Here is a 23,548-nt window from a genome sequence, read left to right as displayed (position 1 = left end):
GTTTGTTTAATTTTTCAATTTCGTTACTTTAAATTTATAAATATATCCCAATAAAAAGTATTGTCTCAAAGTAATAGTATTTTGGAAATAAGTTGTATTTCCGCTGTTGCCCCAATAGTTTTGTCTATTTTGATTTAATATATCAAAACCTGTTAACTTAATTTGAGAATTATTTTTCAGGGTATAGTAAAAAGATGAATTTAAGATATGATAATTTTCTCTTTCATTTAAACCACTTGCTCTATTTTCCAAAGAATAAGAAGTTTCCAAAGAAAATCCTTTTAAAGGATTTATATTTAGTCCCGCTCCGATTTTGTGAGTTTCATAAGCATTCTCTAGAAAGTCAGGATTGTTTTTAACAGAGTTCATGGATTTATTCCAGCTATACGTGTATTTCGGTGTAAAACCAATTAGATTTTTCCAAGTAATAGAAAATTCTTGCGTCAGATTTATACCTAGGTTTGTTAATTTATTATCCACATTATTGATAGACGCATATTGCTGATAAGTGTATAAACTAGTATTTTGAGAAATATAAAAAGTCCAATCTTTTCCTGATTTAAAATTGTATCTTCCATAGAGATAAAAGCTTTGGTTACTTGTAGATCTAGCTTGAAATGATTGGACCGTATAGTGACCATTAGATACATCTCTCCAACTTTTGTAGCCTTCACTTTTATCTTTATAATTTATATTGATATGAATACCGACCTGGTATTTTTGTTTGTATTTATTAAAGGAGAATCTAGCATTTTGCCGAAGAATATTTTCGTAAAAAAAAGATGGTAATCGGGTTATCAGCGGATTCAAAGTATCTGTCACAACCTGAGTTCTATATGTCGCTGGTGACTCCAGATCTTTTGACCAAGAGACATCAAAATCATGAAATCGGATATTAATATTAGGAAGCCAATATCCATTGGATGTCGATTTTCGCTCATTAATCTTCAATAAATTAAAGTGATTATCTTTAATTGCATAGGCAGTGCCAAAGTTTACGAATAATTTTTTGACGGGTTTCCAAAAGAATTTAATTCCAGATATATATTCTTCCGATTTAAACCGATAGCTATTCTCAAATTGTTCACCATGTACGATGCCTGTACTATCCCGGTCATAGTATATACTTTCTTGTGGGCCTTGCTCAATTGTGTTAAAAGAAATGTAAAAGTCAAAATTTAATTTTTCAATACTTTTATTATTATATCCTAGAAAAGTATTGGTACTATTTGATTTTTCGTTTTTCCTTTTGTTTTCAAATAAACTAGAACTTGGAACTGGGTTTTGAAAAATTTGAGTCCATTGATTTCCGTTTTCTTCTTCTTTATCATTTCTAATATTGATGTTATTTCTTAATGAGATAATATGGTTTTTATGTAATAGTTTTTCAATATAAAACCCATGATCATAGTTGAAATTAGACCTCTCGGTCTTGTTGTTATTGATACTATAGTTTAACGAGTTCTCTTTTGTATACGTCCTCATCCAACTATCACTATGTCCATCATTATTGTTGATCGAAATCTTAGGGATAAACTCAAAATAGGCGGTAGTATCCATCCTATATCTAAAAAGAGAATTGACATTATGTGATAATGAATTGTTGTACGTATTATATTCATTTTCATTAAATTGTTCGACATTGTCAAAAAGAGCAGTTTGATTTCCGGTATTTTGTCCTTCTTCTTTCTTGTATTTTAACATATACATGATATTTAGCTTACTTTTTTTTCCCCAGTCATTATTGAGGTTAAATCCTGCTGCTATATCATTTGCTTTTCCATTATAATTTCGTCCGCCAAAATCGTTAAACCCATAATTTTCGGATCTTCCCAGTCCACCATGTTGATTAAGTTCATTATAGTCGAAACTTTCCCGATTGATATTATTACCAAAACCTATAAAACTCACTTGTAGTGTATCTCGAAAAGTATTGAATAGTCCCCCAGCTTCATAGCGATCTCTAGTACCCGCACTCCCATATAATTTGCCAAAACTAGCTCTGAGAAAATCTTTTTTGAATTTTAGATTGATCGTGATTGGCAATTTTTCTTCATCTTCCACTATCTTTTTGGATTCACCTTTATCACGATATACTTGTACCGTTTTAATAAGAGAAGCATCTAGGTTTCGAGTTGCTATGCGTAGGTCGCTTGCAAAAAAATCTTTTCCATTTACTTTTACTTGCGACACCTCTTTACCTTGATAATAAATAGTACCATCCATATTGATTTGTAGTCCTGGTAGCTGCTTTAAAAGTTCTTCGGCATTAGCATTTGGTCTTGTTTTAAAAAAATCAGTATTGTATTCAAGAGTATCTTTATTCATCCGGACAGGGGGAGCTACTGATATGACCACTTCATCTAAAAGCTTACCTCCAAGTTTGATTGTATCTAATTGTTTTTTTTCTTCAACAGCCAATACAATATCTTGATGATGGTTATTGCTGTTGATATGAGAAATGTATAAGATCAATTTTTTATTCGCAGGAAGCTTAACAAAGTTGAATTCCCCCTTCCCATTGCTTAAAGAATAAGAGAGTACAGCTGAATCTTGTTGCATGAGAATAGAAACGGTAGCCTTTTCAAGAGGTTTATTGTCTTGATCAACGACAGTACCACTCAAACTTCCAGAGTTTTGGGAAAAGGCATAATTAAAAAATAAGCATAGCAATACGATTAGATATAGCTTCATAATTGATCTTAGGGTAAAGGTTGGTTTATTGCTCTCTAAGATAATTGATTTTTTATGTAAAGGTTATTAATTAACTTATTTTTAACAACTCGTGGGTATTTTGCTCGTGGTTGACCAAACAGCTATGCATAAGAGGTACTATTAAAGAGGTGATTTACAGATGATATCTTCAATATACAATTAAATGATTAGTTCAGGGCTGTCAACTGGTAGTCAAGATCGATACGTGCACGCTAACGCCATAGTACATCAAATAAATAATATTAGCCATAAAAAAAGTGGCCTCCTTCGGAGCCACTTTCAAATGTTATCGTATTTTAAGACTATTCTTTTTGACTATCTACCGCAGGTTTTTTATCACGATTTGCAACATCCCATGCAGTTTGAAAAATAAACTTCTCTCTTTTAACCATAATAGGGAAATTAATTTTATCCACAGTATCATCCGGTGTGTGATAATGAGGGTGTAAGCCAGAGAAGTAAAAAATAGAAGGTATACCTTTCTTTGCGAAATTATAATGGTCCGAACGATAATATAATCGCATAGGATCTTGAGGATCATCATACATAAAATCCAGTTCCAACTGGCTAGACTTAGCATTCGCTTCTTTATTGATGGTAGCCAATTCTGAGCTTAATTTATCTGCTCCAATAGCATGTATATAGTTATGATTACCATTTAAATGTTTATTATCAATACGGCCGATCATATCAATATTAATACAGGTAACCGTATTGCTCAGTGGAAAAATTGGATTTTCAGTATAATACTTAGAACCTAATAATCCTTTTTCTTCGGCAGCATAAGTGATGAATAATATACTTCTTCGAGGACCATTACCTTCAGCTTTCGCTTGGCTAAAAGCTCTCGCCAGTTCCAACACTGCAGTAGTACCAGACGCATTGTCATCGGCTCCTGGGAAGATTGTACCATTGGCACTCTTACCATCGTGATCATAATGTCCACCAATCACAATGATTTCATCTTTTAGATCAGATCCTTCAAGCAGACCCAATACATTTGGATCTGTGAATTGTTCTGTTACTATACCCAATTGCGTATTAATAACTGTCTTGATTGCAAAAGATTGTGGTTTTTGATTGCGATTTATTTTAGCCGTGATATTTGCAAGGCTAGTTTTTCCTTGATTCAGAATATAATTTGCTACATGGTCTGTAATATTGACTACGATTGGCATTGGATTGGTTTCAGGAGGAGCTTGATCCTGAGCTAAATTGAAGCGACCTTCAGTAGCACGATCACCAGCATTTTCTAACCATGTGCCAAGATCCTCTGTATACGCTAATACTAATTTAGGCTTATGTTTCAAAATCTCTCTGATTTTCTTATTGCGGACGGTGGACCATTCTGATAGTTTAGATGTTCCAGTAATGACAGATTTCCCCTTTTCATCAACAGGTTCTTTGTCATTAAGTAGCAGTACGACCTTATCTTTCAGATCAAGTCCTTTAATATCCGAATATTTAGGGTCATCGATGCCATAACCAATGAAAATAATTTCATTATCGTTGATGGATTTTAGTTCATTATTACCCAATGCCAGTAGATCTTGTCCATTAATAAAAGGGCGTCCATCAATTTTGAAATTTTTAACTTGATAACTATTTTTCAATAAACTCACAGGTTGAAAATATTTACCATCAACCGGTGCACTTAATCCCAATTTTTTAAATTCATTTGCAATGTATTCAGTAGCCAGCCTGCCACCTTTTTGACCCGTGCCACGTCCCTCAAAATCTACCGATGCTAGAATGGTAAGATGTTTTTTTGACGATTCTTCAGTAATCAAATTAGCATACTTGGCCGCTGGGTTTTGGGCTACGGCACAGCTATAGATAGAAGAAATAAGACAAATTAAACTAAATAATTTTTTCATTGTTTTTTCATTTAGAACAAATAGAACAAAAAAAACGGAGAAAAAGTATATGCACCTCTTCTCCGCTTATTAAATTATGTTAAATTAACAACCACAGGCCATTTTATTAACTCGAGTTGCATGTCTGCCACCTTCAAAATCAGTTGTCACAAATGTTTTTACGATTGATTTAGCAAGATCTAGGTCGATAAATCGAGCGGGTATACATACGACATTTGCATCGTTATGTTGACGTGCTAAAGCTGCAATTTCTTCCAACCAAGCGATTGCAGCACGTATCCCCTGATGTTTGTTTGCTGTAATAGCTACGCCATTGGCACTGCCACAAATCAATACACCTAGTTCTGCTTTTTTATCCTCAACTTGACTTGCGACAGGATGAGCGTAATCTGGATAATCAACCGAGTCGCTGTTGTATGGTCCCAAATCATTTACTTCGTAACCTAATTCTTTTAATAAAGCTACGATAGCTGTTTTGTATTCAAAACCTGCATGATCACTTCCTATTGCAATTGTTTTTAACGTACTCATTATATATTGTTTTTTTCTTGTGCTAATTTTTGTTTTTTCACCTTAGCCGATACTAAGATACTAATTTCGTATAGAAGGAACATCGGAGTAGCCACGGTCAACATCGTGATGACATCAGCAGTAGGAGTGATGATCGCTGCAACAACCAAAATAATTACAGTTGCATATCTTCTACTAGCGCGCATAAACTCTGGAGTCATAATACCTAATTTTGAAAGAATAAAGATCAATATTGGTAGTAAGAATACAATACCACAACCTAATGATAAAGTCGCTATTGTTGATAGATAAGAGTCTATAGTAATCTGATTGGTGATTTCAATACTTAAAGAAATATTAGCTAAGAAATTGACCGATAAAGGCACCACGACGTAGTATCCAAATAAAACCCCTAATACAAACAATAAGGTTGCATAAAAGACAAATCCGCGAGCCGATCTTCGTTCGATATCTGTTAGTGCAGGTTTAATAAAAAGCCAAATTTCAAATAAAATATAAGGAAATCCCATTAATAAAGACATGAGCAAACAAGAGTTGATTTGCAACATAAACTGTCCCGCTAATTCGGTATTGATAATATTGAACGGAATATGTTCCACACAGAACCCATCAATATTAAACTTGTTCCCAACGATACACATCATTCTGTATGTCCAGAAATTCAAATTTTTGGGTCCCATGATGATCTCGTTGAAAACGAAATCATAGAAAGTAAATGATAAACCTGCAAAAATACAAATCGCAATCACCGAACGCACCAAATGCCATCTCAGTACTTCGAGATGATCAAAGAATGACATTTCTGCTTCTAAATTTTTTCCTTTATCTTTTATAGATTCGACTAGGCTTTTCCGTTCTGTAGTACTCATAAAAATTGTTTGTAAACAAAAATACCATTCTTATTGAAAAGAATGGTATTTTTTATCTATGTAAAGATAATTTTATTATATATGATCTTCTGAAAGGTCAAAACTTTCCATAAACTTAGTTGTAAAGTTACCTGCTCTGAAGTTTGGATCACGCATTAATCGCAAATGAAGAGGGATTGTAGTTTTAATACCTTCGATAACGAATTCGCTCAAAGCTCTTTCCATTGTCGAGATAGCTTCTTCACGTGTTTGCGCCACACAGATTACCTTAGCAATCATCGAGTCATAATATGGAGGAATCGTGTAACCAGCATATACGTGCGTATCGATACGTACCCCATGCCCCCCAGGTGAATGAAAATTAGTTATCTTTCCTGGTGACGGGCGGAAGTTGTTAAATGGATCTTCAGCATTGATACGACATTCGATCGCATGCATCGTAGGTTCGTAGTTTTTACCAGAAATCGGAATGCCGGCAGCGACTTTGATCTGTTCTTTGATCAGATCAAAATTAATGACTTCTTCCGTTACCGGGTGCTCCACCTGAATACGTGTATTCATTTCCATGAAGTAGAAGTTACGATTTTTATCAACTAAAAACTCCACCGTACCTGCACCTTCATAGTTAACAGCCTTAGCGCCTTTGATTGCAGCTTCGCCCATTTTCTGACGTAGCTCAGGTGTTATGAAAGGAGAAGGAGCCTCTTCCAATAATTTTTGGTGACGACGTTGAATAGAACAATCTCTTTCCGATAAATGGCACACAGTACCATATTGATCACCTACTACTTGAATTTCAATATGTCTTGGCTCTTCTACATATTTCTCTAAATACATACCGTCGTTACCGAAAGCAGCAGCCGATTCCTGACGAGCAGAATCCCAAGCATGTTCAAATTCTTCTTCTTTCCATATAATACGCATACCCTTACCGCCACCACCAGCCGTAGCTTTAATGATAATAGGGTAACCGATTTCTTTAGCAAGTTTAATACCTTCTTGCAATGAGCTTAAAAGACCATCTGAACCAGGCACCGTAGGTACACCAGCTTCCTTCATGGTTGCTTTTGCTTGTGATTTATCGCCCATTTTCTCAATTTGTTCCGAAGTTGGACCAATAAATTTGATACCATACTGTGCACATATCGCTGAAAAACGCGCATTTTCTGCTAAGAAACCATATCCAGGGTGTATCGCATCTGCATTTGTTAATTCTGCAGCCGAGATAATATTGGGGATGTTTAAGTAAGAATCTTTACTGGCAGGAGGACCGATACAAACAGCTTCATCCGCAAAACGAACGTGTAAACTATCTTTATCAGCTGTTGAATAAACAGCTACACTTTTAATACCCATTTCGCGGCAAGTGCGAATAATGCGTAAAGCGATTTCTCCTCTATTAGCTATTAATATTTTTTTAAACATTGTATTTTCTGTAAGTTTTGAGGTATGAGTGCACAGTTACTGTGTGCTCATGTGGATCGACAATAAAAATATTGACGACTGTTTATCTAGGATCTACCAAGAATAATGGTTGATCGAACTCAACTGGTTGAGCATCTTCTACCAATATTTTAACAATTTTACCTGAAACTTCAGATTCAATTTCATTGAATAATTTCATTGCTTCAATAATACACAATACATTACCAGTATTGATTTCATCACCAGCATTTACAAATGATGGCTTACCTGGTCCCGCCGAACGGTAAAAAGTTCCGATCATTGGAGATTTGATAGTGATAAAATTAGATTCCTCAGAAACTGCGACAGGAACAGCTGCTGGAGCAACGGCTGCAGGTTGAGGAGCCATTGGTGCTGCTGCAACTGGAACCGAAGCTGTTACATATGTAGGCTCCTGATTCGTTTTTATCGTAATTTTGAAATCTTTTTCTTCGATTGCTACTTCATTCACACCTGATTTTGAAACGAATTTAATCAAGTCTTGAATTTGTTTAATGTCCATACCCATAGTTATGCAGGTTAAATATTTTAGTGTTAATTTTTAAAATTCTTAAAACAGCCTTCAAAGCTACAAAATAATATTTGTAGTTAGTAAGCCCATTTTAAGTATATTGATCCCCAAGTAAATCCACCACCGAAAGCCGCTAAAATCAGGTTATCACCTTTTTTCAATTTACTTTCCCATTCCCATAAGCATAAAGGAATTGTAGCACTTGTTGTATTACCGTATTTCTGGATGTTAATCATGACCTTTTCTTCGGGTAGACCAGCACGTTCAGCAGTCGCATCGATAATACGCTTGTTTGCTTGATGGGGTACTAAATAAGCAATATCTGAAGCCTTAAGATTATTTTTTTCCATAACCTCAGCAGCCACATTCGCCATATTCGTAACAGCAAATTTAAATACTGTTTTTCCCTCTTGATAAGCGTAGTGCAAACCAGCGTCTACAGTAGCATGCGATGCAGGGTTTAATGAACCACCACCTTTGATATTTAAATATTGGCCACCAGAGCCATCAGTTTTCAAGATACTATCCTGAATACCCATTCCTTCTGTATTAGGTTCCAATAATACCACACCGCAACCATCGCCAAATAAAATACAAGTATTACGATCTTCGTAATTTACCACCGAAGACATTTTATCAGCACCGACTACCAATACTTTTTTGTGTTTTCCAGATTCAATAAATTGAACACCTGTTGTCAATCCAAAAAGAAATCCAGAGCAAGCAGCCTGTAGGTCATATCCCCAAGCATTTTTAGCCCCAATTTTATCTGCTAAGATATTGGCTGTAGCTGGAAAAAGCATATCAGGAGTACTCGTACAGAAGATGATTAAATCAATATCTGTGGCAGCTATTCCTCTTTTTTCCAATAATTGTTGTACCGCAGGTACAGCAAGGTCTGAAGTCGCTTTACCTTCTCCTTTTAAGATTCTACGTTCTTTGATACCTGTACGAGATACAATCCACTCGTCATTGGTTTCAACCATAGTTTCCAGCTCTTTATTTGTGAGGATATAATCAGGTACATATCCCCCCACTGCTGTAATTGCAGCATGAATTTTTGACATAAAATTTAATTAAAAGCAGATCTGATTTTGTCAATAAAATCTGACTGGATCATATCTCTAGATTGTAAAACCATATTTTTAATAGCCTGAGGAGTCGAAATTCCATGGCCTATTATAACAGGAGCATTTACTCCCAAAACAGGACTGCCTCCATATTGCTCGTAGTTGAATCGATCGAAGAATTCGTCCTTGAATCCTTTTTTCAAAGTTACTACGTAAAATGATTCTGCTAGCTTTAACACAACATTCCCTGTAAAACCATCACAAACATATACGTCAGCAATATCTGAAAACAGATCTCGACCTTCAGCATTTCCGATGAAGTTAATGCGATCATTACTTTTTAAAAGGGGATAGGTGGTTGTGGTTAGGATATTTCCTTTTTCTTCTTCTTCACCGATGTTTAATAAACCCACTTTTGGCGAAGGGATGCCAAACATGTGCTGCGAATACAAACTTCCCAAAATGGCAAATTGATTAAGCATTTCGGGTTTACAATCTGCATTAGCACCGACATCAAGCAGTAATCCAAAACCAGATTTTAATTTGGGTACAATTGTCGTGATAGCAGGTCTTAGTACGCCGGGTACTGTTTTTACACTAAAAATTGATCCGACAAGCATCGCACCAGTATTGCCGGCAGATGCAAAAGAGTCAATTTCCCCATTTTTTAGCAATTCAAAGCCTTTGGCTATACTAGAATTGGGTTTTTGTGTAATCGCTTTAGTAGGGTGTTCACCCATACTGATATTCTCGGGTGCATGTATATATTCAAAGTCTGAAGGATTACCCCCCGCTTTCTCAATAAGTATCTTCGTCTCTTCCTCATCACCAAAAAGAACAAGTTTTTGATCCTCTGATAAGAGTTGTTGAGCTTCTATAGCACCTAATATTGTTGCTTTAGGGGCATAATCGCCACCTAAAATATCTAAACCAATCTTCATTCGTGATTATTTTTCAAGTCAATAATACGCAAAAAACATCCCAAATTAAAGTATAATTTGAAAATTATACTCATTTTGGGATGTTTTATGTTCTGAAAGATCTAAGTTAGACAACAGCTGTATTTTCAATGATTAATTTACCGTTGTAGTACAAATTACCATCTACAGTGTATGCACGATGTGGTAAATGAACTGCACCAGTTTCTTTACAAATGCTTAAGCTAGGTCTGTCTGCTTTATAATGTGTTCTTCTTTTGTCTCTTCTTGATTTAGAAGTCTTACGCTTTGGATGTGCCATCTCGTATTTCTGTTTTAGTTATTTTTAATATTTCTTAATGCGGCCCAACGTGGGTCAATGTTTTCTTCTTCTGCTTGATCTTCCTTTGGTTGCTCAATAGATATATGTGCTAACATTTCAGGATCACAAGTAATATTTCTTCCTTGATCACTACATTTCGTAAACAAAGGGACAGCTAAATTGATATATTCATATAACAATTCAGTCAGGTCTAGCTCATGATCGCTTTTAGATAATACCAATACTTCTTCTGTATTATCAGTCCAGTCTTCAGCTGTGAATTTGACTAATATCCGTTCTTTTACTGTTATTGGCGATGGAAACTCGCTTAAACAAATATCGCATGTCAATTGGATATCGCCAACAATTGTGAAATTCAGAATAAGCAGATTCTCTTGCTTCTGTAATTCGACATTTGCTGTTAGATGACCATCTTTAACAATGGAATGCTCAAAACAATCAAAGAACTTTTTATTTATTTCAAACTCAAAATTGTGCTTCCCTGCATTTAGCCCCGAAAACGGTATTCTGTATTGTTTTAGATGTTTCACAATCTTGCATTTGAGCCTGCAAAGGTATATATAAATAAGTTAGAATTGAAACTTTTTTTAAAAATATATTTCAATCTGGATTCATTTATATGCCTTTCAGCAAGCAGTTATTCATAATAATTTTTACCTAGTTCTATTTTTTCTCTACCAGTCTCCATTCTCCATCGATTGGTATCTCGTAACGAGTAGGCACAGCCACAGTATTCTTGCATATAGAAACGTTCTTTTTTAGAAATTTCTAACATTCGAATGGCACCACCTTTCTTTCTCCAGTTGAATGTCCAATAATCCATACCCTCGTAACGGGATGCAGCACGAACACCACAATCGTTGATTTGATCCATGTTTTTCCAACGGGAGATTCCAAGTGAACTTGAAATCACATCAAATCCATTTGCAGCAGCATATTCTGCTGTTTTCTCAAAGCGCATATCAAAACACATCGTACAACGAATACCCTTCTCAGGTTCGTTTTCCATTCCTTTTGCCAAATCAAACCAGTGGTCCACATCGTAGTCGGCATCGATAAAAGGAATATGATGTTTTTCTGCAAAACGAATATTTTCCTCTTTCCGCAAATCATATTCTTTACGAGGATGAATATTGGGATTGTAGAAATAGATCGTGAATTTGATATCCGAGCTGATTAAAGCCTCCATTACTTCACCAGCACAGGGTGCACAGCATGAGTGTAAAAGCAAATTCTTGCCCTCATTAGGTAATGTTAACTTTTCTCTGATGAACTCCTTCTCTTCCATTGCTATTTTACTGATAAAAGTTTGGCAATTTTACTCAAAAAGTACTGAACTAACAAATATTTGAGAAATAGAATTTATTGCCACACACTGAATCTCTCTTTTTTTATCTTTATATTCGAGCATATTTGTAGATTTGTACCTATATCAGATTAAAAATGAAATCACTATCAGTATATATAACGCTTCTTTTTTTTGCGATTGTAACATGTTTAACTTCTTGTGTTCGAGAAGATGATGAACCAGCATTGGCAAAGATTTCCGTTTCTAGACTTTATATCTCTTTTTCCGAATTTCAATTGGACGAATCTCGGCCTCCCTACAATAATATTGATATCATCGATCGTGCTGATACTTTAACTTTTGAACCCGCTTTATCCTATAATTCAGGAATAAAAGGCGGAGCTGCAATATCCTTTAGTCCAATTGCAAAGTTTATTTTTCAAAGCAGTGCTAATGGTGCTGGCTCGGTAAATGATACAAGTATTCAAGTCATGTCTGTAAATGCAAAGACCGGAGCTCCTGCTTATAAAGGCTTAATTTCAAATGGTTTATTGAGAAATGTGACGGGCTTAGCCTATCATTATAATAAGGGTTCTGAAAATCTGTACGTGTCTAATCTTGGTGCTGGATCCAATCCTTCACATATTTACTTATTTCAAAAGCCTGGAAATTTCAGAGGAAAAGCTAAAAGATCTCAGGAAATAGCCTTAGGAACACTTACTCCTTGGACGATGGCTTTTAAGAACACCGAAGATAATGCCGATTTATTAATGTCAGTCACAGGGGAGAAGAGAGGAATAGCCATATTTCGAGATATATTGAGAAAAAATCTTCCAGCAGATTCAGTTTTAACAGCAACTCAATTTCCACCAAAAGCGGTTTTAACGATCGCAAATCAGGGTGAAGTGAGAGGATTTAGTTATTCGGCACGCCAAGATTTATTGGCGGTAGCCTGTTATACAGCAGGAACTGGAGGACACCCAAATGTTGGTCGGATCTTATTGTTTGAAAAGGCTTCTTCCTTATTATCGGCCACAGGTGATCGTGCAATTGACCCCACACGTATTATTACAGGTAGCACAACAGGTTTAGTAAGACCATTAGATGTTGCGATAGACAATCGCGATGGAGCAAAATACCTATACGTAGCTGATGCCGATTCGAAAATTGTTTCCCGTTTCTTAATTAATGATACAGGTAATGTAGCACCAAATAAGATCAAACAATATACATTGACACCCGTTGCCTTATCATTGGATGCAAGAGGACCTGGAGAAGATTTCTAATCTCCTATTCCGCTAAGAGTTTAAAGAGTATTTCGACTTCTTGTTTCTTGCTGACACTTTCATTTTGTTCGTAAGCAGTGATCAGATTGCGTAATACTCTTTTTAGTATCATTACATTATCACAAGGCATCATAAATTCTTTTGATAGTGGAAGATTAAGCTGTTTCAGAAATGAAATCACATCGGCTTTTTGCATCACTTGCCCCTTATTAAAGGCATTGATATAAAACAATAAATGATCCTCAGTTTGGTTCTCAGCTAAATAAGATAAAATAAAATGTTTAGGCAGATTAATGCCGAAAATCGGGATATCTAATTTTTGAGCAATGATGCTATAAATACAAGAAAGTGTCAAAGGATTCCCCTTTTTGGATTCCAGCACCCTTCCAATAAACGAATTTTGAGGATTATGATAGTCATTTGTATTTCCTGAAAGACCAAATTTTTCAAATAAAATATAATTTATCAGGGATACCTTTTCGTAAGGAGTCATTTCATAGCGCAGTTCCATCCATATCTCTCGTTTTAACTCCTCTATGGTAATGCGTATGAGATTATTATTATAAGATGGGTACTGGTAGCTGTTGATAATCAATAAGCCCTCTAGAAGGTTAAATGAGTTGCTCATTTTCCAAACTAAAAGTTCACTCTTTGTTTGATCAAATTGTATCGCGTGGATAATTTTTTCTAAACGCTCCTGGATATAAGGATCAAATGCAGATTCCCAATATTCTTCAAGAGATGGAATGATATCAGGACCTAAACTTAAAAGCTTATTTTCGATTTCCTCAGCAATAAGTTGATCCGGATCATCCAATAGGTGTACCAAAGCCTGTAATTCTTTTTCATCCATATACAAATTTAATAAAAATCCCTGCGATATGCCAAATGATGCATATGCAGGGATATATTTAGGTATATGGTTAAAAAATTACTTTAATTGACCATCCAGCATGTGGATGGTTCTCTTACCATAAGTGGCATTTTTTTCAGAGTGTGTCACCTGAATGATGGTGACTCCTTCGGCATTGAGCTGCTGAAACAACTCCATGATTTCTTCCCCCTGTTTAGAGTTTAGATTACCAGTGGGTTCATCAGCCAATAGGAGAGAAGGAGAACCTGCCAAAGCTCTAGCAATACCTACAATTTGTTGCTGTCCACCAGATAATTGTGAAGGAAATAAATCTTTTTTTCCTACGATGTTAAAACGATCTAATAAATCGCTGACGATAGATTTACGTTCAGACGAAGATTTGTTTTTATAGATCAATGGTGTTTCAATATTTTCATATACGGTCATCTCATCGAGTAAATGATAAGATTGAAAGACATATCCCATGTGCGATTGAAAAAGTTGTGTTCTTTTCTTCTGTTTTAGATCCAGAACATTTTCACCCTGAAAAAAGTACTCACCTTCATCTGGAGCATCCAGCATACCGATGATGTTCAACAACGTTGATTTTCCAGAACCTGATGGTCCCATGATCGAAATAAATTCTCCCTGTTCAATAGTTAGACTCACATCTTTAAGTACAAATGAACGAGTACTTCCAACATTATACCATTTAAATAAGTGCTTTAGCTGTATCATTTTATCTATCTTTTTGTTGGTTATTTCTAATTGTTAACAATGCCAAAAGCATTTTTTATATACTTACTAATAAGTTCTTGTTTTATCGCGATTTCAGTCCGTATTTAGGTCAATACCTGACATCATGTATACCCTATTCATTTCTTAGACTATCTATCGGGTTTGCTTTTGCTGCTCTTAGAGTTTGGTAGCCGATGGAAATACAAATGATAATGAAAATAATTGCCAGGGCAATCGTGAAGTACCACCATTGCAGTTCAATTCGGTAAGCGAAATTTTCCAACCATTTATTAAGGATCAAATAAGTCAGAGGAATAGAGACTAATCCACCAATAACAAAAAGTTGAAAAAAGGGCTTATTCAGCTGTATGAAAATCGTCTTAACAGAAGCACCTAAAACTTTGCGTACACTCATTTCCTTTTTACGTACGGTTACTTGATAAGCAGCCATACTAAAAAGACCAAGAGCGGCAATGATAACCGCCAAAAAAGTGAAGCTATTAAAAGCAGTCTGCATTTCTTCTTGCTTTTTGTGCAACAAAGCATATTGTTGATCCATAAAAGCATATTCAAGAGGCAGTGACTTTGTCGATGGATTTTGTTGCCATTCTTTTTTTACGATCTCAATAGCCTGATCAACTTTTCCTTTGACCGCTTTTACCATTAATGTGCCCTGAGGTCTGACTGTTCCACATTCATTTTTATAAGAGTAGACAGTCGGTTTAACATTATTCTCAAAGCCGTAGGCTTTTGTATCTTTTACTACCGCGACGATTTGAAAATTCACATCACAGCCTGCTATCTGAGCCCCGATAGGTTGATCTACATTTAAAAATGCTGCTGCAGATTCATTGATCACAGCATAGTGTGACGATGAGTCCTGAAGAAGTTGTTTGATTGAAATAGGTATATCTCCTTTTAGTATAGCTATATTCAACGTATTAAAATAATTTTTATCAATTCCGATATGTTCCAGATCAAGTTGCTTGTGATTATGTTTAAATTGTACTGTTAGTGGAAGCTCTGCCTCTCCAGGTATATTTGTAGCCGAAGCTACTGATAAGATACTGGGATCTTGCTCCAGCCTTTCCTTTAAGTTTTGGTAAGTACCATCCAATTTATTATCATAATACATCCCCAAGCCCTTAAAATTGATGACTTGCTCAGGTTCGAATCCTTTATCCGTGGTTTGCATATAGTTGATTTGACTATGTATGACAATCATCCCGCTGATAAAAAGTAATGCTACACTGATTTGAAAGACCAACAAACTGCTTTGGAGCATACTTTTGCCCTGAGTGTGATTAAGTTTACCTTTTAGCAAATGAACAGATTTGAATCCCGAAAGAACAAAGGCAGGATAAATACCGGATAAACAGGTTGTACCCACGATTCCGATGGACAGATATAATAGCGTATCCTGATTTAATATATATTGTTTCAAGTCGTCATTAAACCATTTTTGTAATATATTTCCTGTTATATTCAGGATCATAAAGCTACAGGCAGCCGCGATAAAGGTGAGTATAAACACCTCTAAAAGTAATTGACGAATGATAGCCCAACGAGAACTCCCTAAAATCTTTTTTAATGCCAGTTCTTTGATTCTTCGATCAGCCTGTGCAATGATCATATTGGCAAAATTAGCTGAAGCTAAAATCAGGATGATAATGGATATACTTCCGATTATCCAGAGCATCAGATAAGGGGTATTGCTACCCGTTTTAGGTCTTAAATGCAAATGAGATAAAGGATCTAAGTAAATTTCACCTTTAATCAAAGTCGGAGGTTGTACTTTTGAAGCGATTTTGTCTTGGTAGAGGGCATCGATTTTTTTAACCAATTCAGGAATATTTGTTCCATCTTTTACCTGAATATATGTTTGGTATGAAAAAGGGTTTTCGCCAGCAAACACATCCTCAGGTTCCTTTATAACAAGTAGATCATGATCAATCAAAGAAAGACCATTATCTTTACTTATTCCATAAATAAATTCATGTTGATCCAGCTGTAAACTTAAAACAGGAATGGATTTGGGAGTATCAAAATTTAGATCACCTTTTTTGAATATTTTTTGTGCAACAGTCTCCTTTACTAAGGTAGCTTCATTTTGTATTTTACTTCTATATAAGTTGCCCGTCTTATTTTCTACTTGAAAAATATGTGCAGCTGCCGAATCTATCACTGCAGCATTTTTAACCAATACTGTATTTTCACCAAATAGTGGATAAGTCCCAAAATTATAATTGATTTTTCGACCAGCGGTTACGATTTCTGGTAGACTTTCTTTTAGTAAAGGAGCAAGCATGACGTTTGTTTCATCCGAAAAACCACCTTTATCCGCTAGTCCAACCAAATAGATTTGATCATAATTCGGATTCCATTTATCATAACTTGTTTCTCTATTAATATATTGATAGTATAAGAGAAAACCAGTAAAGCCTAACATCAATCCAAATATATTTAACAAGGAAAAAGCCTTGTTCTTATAAAGGCTCCGCCATGCAATTTTGATTTCATTTAAGATCATATTTCGCTTATTTTTTTATAATTAAAAATGAAATTTGTGTCTTTATTCTATAAATAAAAGAATACAATTGCTTTGCCATTTTAATTACAGTCTAGTTATCAGTATGTTATTGTTTCTATACCTGTTATTACTGTTCAATATCGAACAGTAAACGTTCAGTTATGGACAACGTGTTTTTACGAATTGAAGACATCTCTGCGTCCAACAGAAGATCCATTAGTTGCGCTTAACTATTCATTTCTTAAGCTATCCACTGGGTTAGTACGGATCACTTTTATTGTTTGGAAACTAATCGTCAATAAGGCGATCAAAATGGCAGATCCTCCAGCAACAATAAAATATACCCAATTGATATTAATTCTGTAATTAAAATCAGCAAGCCATTGGTTCATTGCCCACCAAGCGATTGGTATGGCAATGACAATGGCGACAAACACCAGTTTTATGAAATCCTCTGACAGTAATTTTAACAAGCTCATATGGCTCGCTCCAAGCACTTTTCTAATACCTATTTCTTTAGTCCGCTGTTGAGTAATATAGGTTACCAAACCAAATAAACCCAGTGAAGCGATAAAAATAGCAACTACAGCAAAGCAGGTGAACATATTTTTTGTCCGTTTTACATCTTGATATAAAGCTTCAAAACCTTCATCCATAAAACTATAATTGATCTTTTGGTTTGGACTAAACTGATTCCAAACCTTGGTGATCGAAGCCAATGTTTCGTCCATGTTTTGAGGCTGTACTTTAATGGACAACAGAGAAGGGCTATCGCGCAACACCAAACCGATAGGAGCAATGCCCTCACCTTTTAAAGATTCAAAAATAAAATCATCGACCACACCTACAATCGTCCAGGTCTCCCCATTTGTGATTTTTGAGCCAATCGGATTTTTTATGCCCAGTTCTGCTATCATTTGTTTATTGACAATGATGCCCATACTATCCGAAGCCATTTCCGGATTAAAATTACGCCCTTCAATCAATTTAATTCCATAAGTGTCAAGATACTCTTCATCTATTCTCCAGAATTGCCCCTGTGTTGCCAAGTCTTGTTCTCGCTTCCCATCCAACCAAAAGGCATTACCATTTCTCTTCGCTCCATCGATCGGAACAGGCAAATAGTCGCCAATAGAAACATGGGTGACAGTAGGAAGGGCGTAAAGTTCACGTTTAAGTGGGCTTAATTTATCGTCGACAGCATTCAATCCACGAAGGACGATCACCTGATCTTTGCTAAACCCCAGATCTTTTTGAAGGATATATTGTATTTGTTGATTACTGATGAGTGCTCCAATAATTAAAATAATGGAGGTCGCAAATTGAAAAATGACCAAACCATTTCTCAGCGAGGGTTTGCGTACGTTACCGATTAATTTATTTTTTAATGCCGCGATAGGTCTAAAACCAGAAAGGTAGAGCGCAGGATAAATACCGGCTACAACACCGATGATAACAGTAGAAAGTACCAATGAAGGAATGAAATACCAGTTGAACCATGGCATCTGAATTGATTTATTAGCGATGTTATTGAAAAGTGGTAATAGCAGATTTGCTAAAAGAACACCTAAGAGTAAAGATAGAAAGCTATAGCTTAATGCTTCGATCATAAATTGACTGATCAAACTATTCCTGCTCGAACCAATAGTCTTACGAATACCTATTTCCTTTGCTCTATTTGTTGCATTAGCAGTTGATAAGTTGACAAAATTAATACCTGCAATCAACAAAATAAAAAAAGCTACCGCAGCAAAAGTCCATACCATACGAATATCACCACGATTCAATGTTGATACGCGATCATCTTCGATGTCTGCTGAATATAGGTGGATATCCAGCGCATTTTGAAGCTTGATTTTAATTTGATTCACGATAGGACCAACTTTTCTTCCAGCTTTGATCAGTTCAGGAATATAATGTCCGGAGATGTAAGTTTTGAAAATTTCTTGCTCTGCGAGGCTGACATTTGTTTCAGGCTTCAATTTGATATAGATCGTATAATTATTGCTCGTCCATTTCTGCTGTTCACCTGGATAAAATGGTTCACCAGCCAGTGACATGAAAAAACCATAACCAGATAATGTAGAATGGCTAGGGGTATCATCGATAACCCCTGTGATGGTGTAACTCTTGGATTTGTCATTGTTCAAATAGATCTGTTGTCCAATAGGATTTCCTTTAAAATATTTAATTGCCTTACTTTTTGTCAGAACCACGGTATTCGGTTTATCTAACGCATGTTGCAATTGACCGTATTGCATAGGAGAGGGAAACATGTCCAATATGGATTGATCGATATAAACAAATCCATCATCATAATGACTTTCAGGCAAACTATTAATAGTCAATTGATTGCTACCTGCACCGAATTGAGGATTAGGAAGCATACGTCCCGAACTTTCTATAGCAGGAATTTCATCTTTTAATGTGGCCGCACCAGGAGCAGAAAGAGATACCCATCGATTGATTTTATTACCTTCTGGTGCCTGAACAACAAGACGATAAACCCTCTCCATAGCAGGGTACAACTTATTGTAACTAGTTTCATGTTTAATATAGAGAACAATCAATAAACAGATAGCAATACCAAAAGCAAATCCACCAATTTTGATACTGGAGTACAATTTATTCTTTGTGATATTCCGCCAAGCGATTTTAAGATTATTTACAAGCATAACAATTTCATTTTCGATAAATCCTGTCAAATCATGATGAGAAGGAGTCTATTATCATGAAAACAATTGCATTGCCAAATCTGTATGTTGCTGTTGGTTAGTTATTTGTGATTTTTAAGGGCCAAAATTTTGTACGATAACGAACAGTTTACGTTCAATATCGTACAAATGTCTTAATCAGCTATTAATGGAAGAGCTCATATAGCGGCTAAATACAAAACAAAGTATAGTCTATCAAATAGATGCGGTTAAATTGAATCTTTTAGACGTAGGTCTTCACATAATTTAAGCATCATTTCATTCGGATCACTATCAATTGCTAGCGCAATGAGATACATTTCATCTAATCTTAATTTTGCCGTATCATTCATGGTGAGTTCGTTGATTCGTGCTTTACTTAATCCTGTCTTGCGCGCTACCATTGATTTATTGACAGATTTTTTTGCTAGAATTTCTCCAAGTTTTGTCATACAGTATATTTATTTTTCTATTCATGTGTATAGCTAAATATATTAAATGTTGTTATTATATATACAAATATTTTGAATATTGCTAGTTATTCCTTTCTTTTGTATAGAATATCTATATAAATTGTAATTATGAAAAAGAAGCAATCTCCCCCAACAATTCAAGAGTACAAAATTCGGTGTAGTGAAATTGAAATCATCATTTTATACCGCATGATGCTACTCCGGACAGCAAAAAATCTATCTACAGAAGAAGTTTCATTTTTAATGGGAAAAGAAGATGACTTTATTGAAAAAATAGAAAGTTTCAAGATAAAGAGTATTTATGCCCATGATCTCTTCGTGTTTACACAGGTGTTAGATTATAATGCTGGCGTAGTTTATCCTAATTCTGTTGATATTGATCATCAAAAGTTTAATTATAAGATGTTTAAAACTATTTGTAGTGATCGTGTGATTTATGAGCTCAAACAGCTGGATGAAAACAAAGAAGCTTTTAAAACCATTTTTTTGTTAATGGACTCCAGACATGATATTGATAGCTTTAGCAATTCAACCGCTAATGAAATAGAACAATTAAAGAATTTAATGGATAAGCTATTTGAGAAAGGATATTTTACACAAGAAAGACTCGCATATGAAATATTATATAAATGTCAAGATGCAATTGATAGCTCTATAGCTCCTAAAAATCTGAAAGTTGTTTTACAAAATTATGTAGATAATAAGGAAAAATATCATTTGGAACAAAGGATTTCAAGTAAAAAGAATTTTTCTGGCGTTGCTTATTTACAGGTATAACAGTTCACGAAAAGATAGAGAATCGAGCACTGTTTTTAAATTAGGCTCGAAGTCATCTCAAAATCTTAAGCCTTACAAGCACCATATTTATACACCGACTGATAATTGATCGGTGTATACTTTAGTTAGCATCTTATGTTTTTTTTATTCATCTCTCAATTTTTCAATCGGATTAAATCGTGTAGCACGATATATTATACCTATGATCAATGTGCCCAATAATAAAGTTAAAAAACCCAGTGGAAGCAAATACGTGAGTAAGTCAATCTCGATTCGACTGCTATAATTTTGTAACCAGATATGCATAAGTATATAACTAATAGGTATCGTCACTAATAAAGCCAAAACAAAAATCATGTAAAATTCTTTTGAGAAAAGTAAAATTAAATGTGATAGTGAAGCTCCCAGAACTTTGCGTACACCTACTTCTTTATTACGCAAATTTATGGACAATGTAATCAAACCAATTATTCCCAACGATACAATTAAAAGAGCAGCGATGGAAGCGACTTGTGAGGCACGCTGTAACTGGAGTTCTGTCTTGTACAATTTCTGAATACGTTCATCCGTAAATTGATATTGAAACGGAGCATCCGGAAGTAACTCTTTCCATTTTTGTTCTAATGCTGACATAGAAGAACTCAAATTTCCAGCCTTCAACCGGAGACTAAAATAACGAAACTGCAATGATTTGTTTATATCTATCCATACAACAGGAGCGGTTTCTTCCAGCATAGAGTTGGGAATAAAATCTGCAGTTACACCCGAAATCGTGACATATTGATGTTCATCATCCAATCCAATCGTTTGTCCGACAGCTTCGTCAGGTTGTTTAAATCCCAACGCAAGCATCGCCTTTCTATTGATCACAATATAAGAAGTCTGATGATCAGCTGTGTTTTTAGATAAAAATGTTCCAGCTAATATTGGAATTTGATACGTTTTTGCAAAATGGTCATCAGACATGATCACTTTCGTATTGACTTCTTTTTCTGTTTTATTGTTTATTAATGTACTGTTATTCCCTCCAATGAATCCAGGGATTTCATAAGAAAGGCTTAGCGATTCGATTTGCGGAAGCCTCTCAAACTCATTTCGAGTAGTTTCCATTTTCTTTAATCCTACTTCACTCCAATCACGAGGTACCTGTACCGTCAATACCGATTCCTTATTATACCCAGAGTTGCCATGTAAAAATAAATCGATCTGTTTGGATATAATAATAGTAGCCATTAAGATAATAATAGCCACAGCAAATTGTATAAAGATTAATACCCGACGAATAACCTGTTTATTGTTATTTTGAGTGAATTTATTTTTTATAGACTCCAATATACCATTGCTTGATAGTTTTATTGCAGGATAGATCCCAGCAAAAAAGCCGACCATACAAGCAAATAGAAATAATAAAATAAAAAATGCAGCAGGAAGAGCTGTCAATGTCGGTAGTTCACGCATAAAGATACCTTCAAACACGGGAGTTAACAATACATACAAAGGAAGGCTCAATATAACAGCAATAATTAGCGTAATCACATATTCAGTAAGTAATTGAGCTATAATCTGTGTACGAGATGAACCCATTACTTTGCGCACCCCCATCTCTTTAAGGCGTGAGAAGTTTTGACTGATCGTGATATTGATGAAATTGATGACAGCCATTAGTAAAACGAAACCTGCAATCCAAAGTAAGGTAGAAATCATTTTACGAATAGCCCCGTTGTTGTCATCTAAAAAGTAGCTTTTTAAAGGTTTTAGATCTGGGGTATAGTTTAAAGAAAATTCCGCATCCATATTCCGCTTTATGAGATCCTGAATAGGAGCATGTAATTGATCAGGAGTAATTCCTTTTTGAAGCTCGATAAAAGAAACGATATAAGGATTGTGCCAGTTGTCGATAGACCTTCCAAAATAAGATTCACTTGCTATAGGTAGAAAGATATCGGATTTCATGGCATCATTTAAGTGCATTACGGAATTCTGTGTATTTTCTATGATTACACCTGTGATCGTGAAAGGCTGCTTATCGCCATTGAAGTTTTTGATTTCCAACGTTTGACCTAAAACATTTAGTTTTCCAAAATATTTTTTAGCGGCTTTTTCGGTGATGACTACACTGAATGGTTTTGTTAATGCAGTTGTTGAATTTCCTTCAAACAATTGGAAGCCGAACATGTCCAATAAGGTAGGATCTCCAACAACTGTACCTTCTTCGAATATCTGCTGACCATGGGAAACAATACAGGTCAATCCATCGATTCGATAGTAATTTGCCACCAATTGAGGATATTCTTCTTTTAAAGCCTTTGGCAAAGCACCAATACTTGTTAATGGTATACCAAAACCTTCTTTTTTATAATTACTTTGTAGTAGGTACTGCTGTTCTTTATGGCGTAGTTGGCTGTTAACTTGATGTACTTCCCAGACATAAGCCCCTACAAGTATGACAAAAGTAATACTACAAATCAAACCCACAAGATTGATTAAACTTTCGTATTTACGCTTTATAATATTACGCCAAGCGATTTTTATATTGTTTTTTAGCATTATCCTGTTTTTTGCCTTCGATATTAGTTGATCTCATTAAAATAGTAACCGCGTCCATCAGATTGG

Annotated in this window: 19 protein-coding genes; 2 read left to right on the top strand and 17 right to left on the bottom strand. The window is 35.3% G+C overall.

Going from position 1 to position 23,548, the window contains the following annotated elements:
- Positions 1-6: 6 nt before the first annotated feature.
- The 11 genes from MUB18_RS01355 to MUB18_RS01305 all read right to left on the bottom strand — a co-directional run bounded on the left by MUB18_RS01355 (position 7) and on the right by MUB18_RS01305 (position 11,585).
- Positions 7-2,694 (bottom strand): TonB-dependent receptor, encoded by a 2,688-nt coding sequence (locus MUB18_RS01355; protein WP_248754771.1) that lies wholly within the window; start codon positions 2,692-2,694, stop codon positions 7-9.
- 323 nt (positions 2,695-3,017) lie between these two features.
- The gene (locus MUB18_RS01350) at positions 3,018-4,592 is read right to left on the bottom strand and encodes a M28 family peptidase (protein WP_248754770.1); all 1,575 of its coding nucleotides are present in this window, start codon (positions 4,590-4,592) and stop codon (positions 3,018-3,020) included.
- Between the two features lie 84 nt (positions 4,593-4,676).
- Positions 4,677-5,123, bottom strand: a complete 447-nt coding sequence (gene rpiB / locus MUB18_RS01345; protein WP_045755106.1) for a ribose 5-phosphate isomerase B — start codon at positions 5,121-5,123, stop codon at positions 4,677-4,679.
- Complete coding sequence (tatC, locus tag MUB18_RS01340) at positions 5,123-5,992, bottom strand: twin-arginine translocase subunit TatC (RefSeq protein WP_045755107.1); 870 nt, start codon at positions 5,990-5,992, stop codon at positions 5,123-5,125. Before tatC ends, rpiB begins: the two co-directional genes overlap by 1 nt.
- 75 nt (positions 5,993-6,067) lie before the next feature.
- A complete protein-coding gene (accC, locus tag MUB18_RS01335; protein WP_045755108.1) occupies positions 6,068-7,417 on the bottom strand; it encodes an acetyl-CoA carboxylase biotin carboxylase subunit in 1,350 nt (449 codons plus the stop codon).
- A gap of 82 nt (positions 7,418-7,499) precedes the next feature.
- The gene (gene accB / locus MUB18_RS01330; RefSeq protein WP_248754769.1) at positions 7,500-7,964 is read right to left on the bottom strand and encodes an acetyl-CoA carboxylase biotin carboxyl carrier protein; all 465 of its coding nucleotides are present in this window, start codon (positions 7,962-7,964) and stop codon (positions 7,500-7,502) included.
- 80 nt (positions 7,965-8,044) lie between these two features.
- Positions 8,045-9,034, bottom strand: a complete 990-nt coding sequence (locus MUB18_RS01325; RefSeq protein WP_045755110.1) for a beta-ketoacyl-ACP synthase III — start codon at positions 9,032-9,034, stop codon at positions 8,045-8,047.
- A gap of 5 nt (positions 9,035-9,039) precedes the next feature.
- Entirely contained in the window at positions 9,040-9,978 is a 939-nt protein-coding gene (plsX, locus tag MUB18_RS01320) for a phosphate acyltransferase PlsX (RefSeq protein WP_094772118.1), read from the bottom strand.
- A gap of 106 nt (positions 9,979-10,084) precedes the next feature.
- The gene (rpmF, locus tag MUB18_RS01315) at positions 10,085-10,276 is read right to left on the bottom strand and encodes a 50S ribosomal protein L32 (RefSeq protein ID WP_021192035.1); all 192 of its coding nucleotides are present in this window, start codon (positions 10,274-10,276) and stop codon (positions 10,085-10,087) included.
- 14 nt (positions 10,277-10,290) lie between these two features.
- Positions 10,291-10,827, bottom strand: a complete 537-nt coding sequence (locus MUB18_RS01310; RefSeq protein ID WP_045755112.1) for a YceD family protein — start codon at positions 10,825-10,827, stop codon at positions 10,291-10,293.
- A gap of 107 nt (positions 10,828-10,934) precedes the next feature.
- Positions 10,935-11,585 carry an epoxyqueuosine reductase QueH gene (locus MUB18_RS01305; RefSeq protein ID WP_045755113.1) on the bottom strand — a complete coding sequence of 217 codons (651 nt, stop codon included), beginning with the start codon at positions 11,583-11,585 and terminating at the stop codon, positions 10,935-10,937.
- Positions 11,586-11,740: 155 nt separating this feature from the next.
- Here MUB18_RS01305 and MUB18_RS01300 point away from each other — a divergent pair, with 155 nt between their 5' ends.
- Positions 11,741-12,871, top strand: a complete 1,131-nt coding sequence (locus MUB18_RS01300) for a hypothetical protein (protein WP_248754768.1) — start codon at positions 11,741-11,743, stop codon at positions 12,869-12,871.
- A 4-nt stretch (positions 12,872-12,875) separates the two neighbouring features.
- Here the strand turns inward: MUB18_RS01300 and MUB18_RS01295 are convergent, their stop codons facing one another.
- From MUB18_RS01295 to MUB18_RS01275, 5 genes are all read right to left on the bottom strand, one after another.
- Entirely contained in the window at positions 12,876-13,724 is an 849-nt protein-coding gene (locus tag MUB18_RS01295) for a transglutaminase-like domain-containing protein (protein WP_248754767.1), read from the bottom strand.
- Between the two features lie 78 nt (positions 13,725-13,802).
- Positions 13,803-14,462 (bottom strand): ABC transporter ATP-binding protein, encoded by a 660-nt coding sequence (locus tag MUB18_RS01290; RefSeq protein ID WP_045755116.1) that lies wholly within the window; start codon positions 14,460-14,462, stop codon positions 13,803-13,805.
- Positions 14,463-14,595: 133 nt separating this feature from the next.
- Positions 14,596-16,992, bottom strand: coding sequence for an FtsX-like permease family protein (locus MUB18_RS01285; protein WP_248754766.1), 2,397 nt, complete (start codon positions 16,990-16,992; stop codon positions 14,596-14,598).
- A 230-nt stretch (positions 16,993-17,222) separates the two neighbouring features.
- Positions 17,223-19,667 carry an ABC transporter permease gene (locus MUB18_RS01280; protein ID WP_248754765.1) on the bottom strand — a complete coding sequence of 815 codons (2,445 nt, stop codon included), beginning with the start codon at positions 19,665-19,667 and terminating at the stop codon, positions 17,223-17,225.
- Between the two features lie 248 nt (positions 19,668-19,915).
- Positions 19,916-20,137 (bottom strand): helix-turn-helix domain-containing protein, encoded by a 222-nt coding sequence (locus MUB18_RS01275; protein WP_248754764.1) that lies wholly within the window; start codon positions 20,135-20,137, stop codon positions 19,916-19,918.
- A gap of 129 nt (positions 20,138-20,266) precedes the next feature.
- Here MUB18_RS01275 and MUB18_RS01270 point away from each other — a divergent pair, with 129 nt between their 5' ends.
- Complete coding sequence (locus MUB18_RS01270; protein WP_248754763.1) at positions 20,267-20,935, top strand: hypothetical protein; 669 nt, start codon at positions 20,267-20,269, stop codon at positions 20,933-20,935.
- A 144-nt stretch (positions 20,936-21,079) separates the two neighbouring features.
- On the opposite strand, the gene MUB18_RS01265 is transcribed toward MUB18_RS01270, so the two are convergent.
- Positions 21,080-23,482: an ABC transporter permease gene (locus MUB18_RS01265; protein WP_248754762.1), complete on the bottom strand. Its 2,403-nt coding sequence runs from the start codon at positions 23,480-23,482 to the stop codon at positions 21,080-21,082.
- Positions 23,483-23,548: the final 66 nt, after the last annotated feature.

Origin of the sequence: Sphingobacterium sp. PCS056 (genome assembly GCF_023273895.1) — a bacterium.
GTDB lineage: Bacteria > Bacteroidota > Bacteroidia > Sphingobacteriales > Sphingobacteriaceae > Sphingobacterium.
Note: the sequence above shows the minus strand (reverse complement) of the source record. Positions and strands in the feature narration are given on the sequence as shown.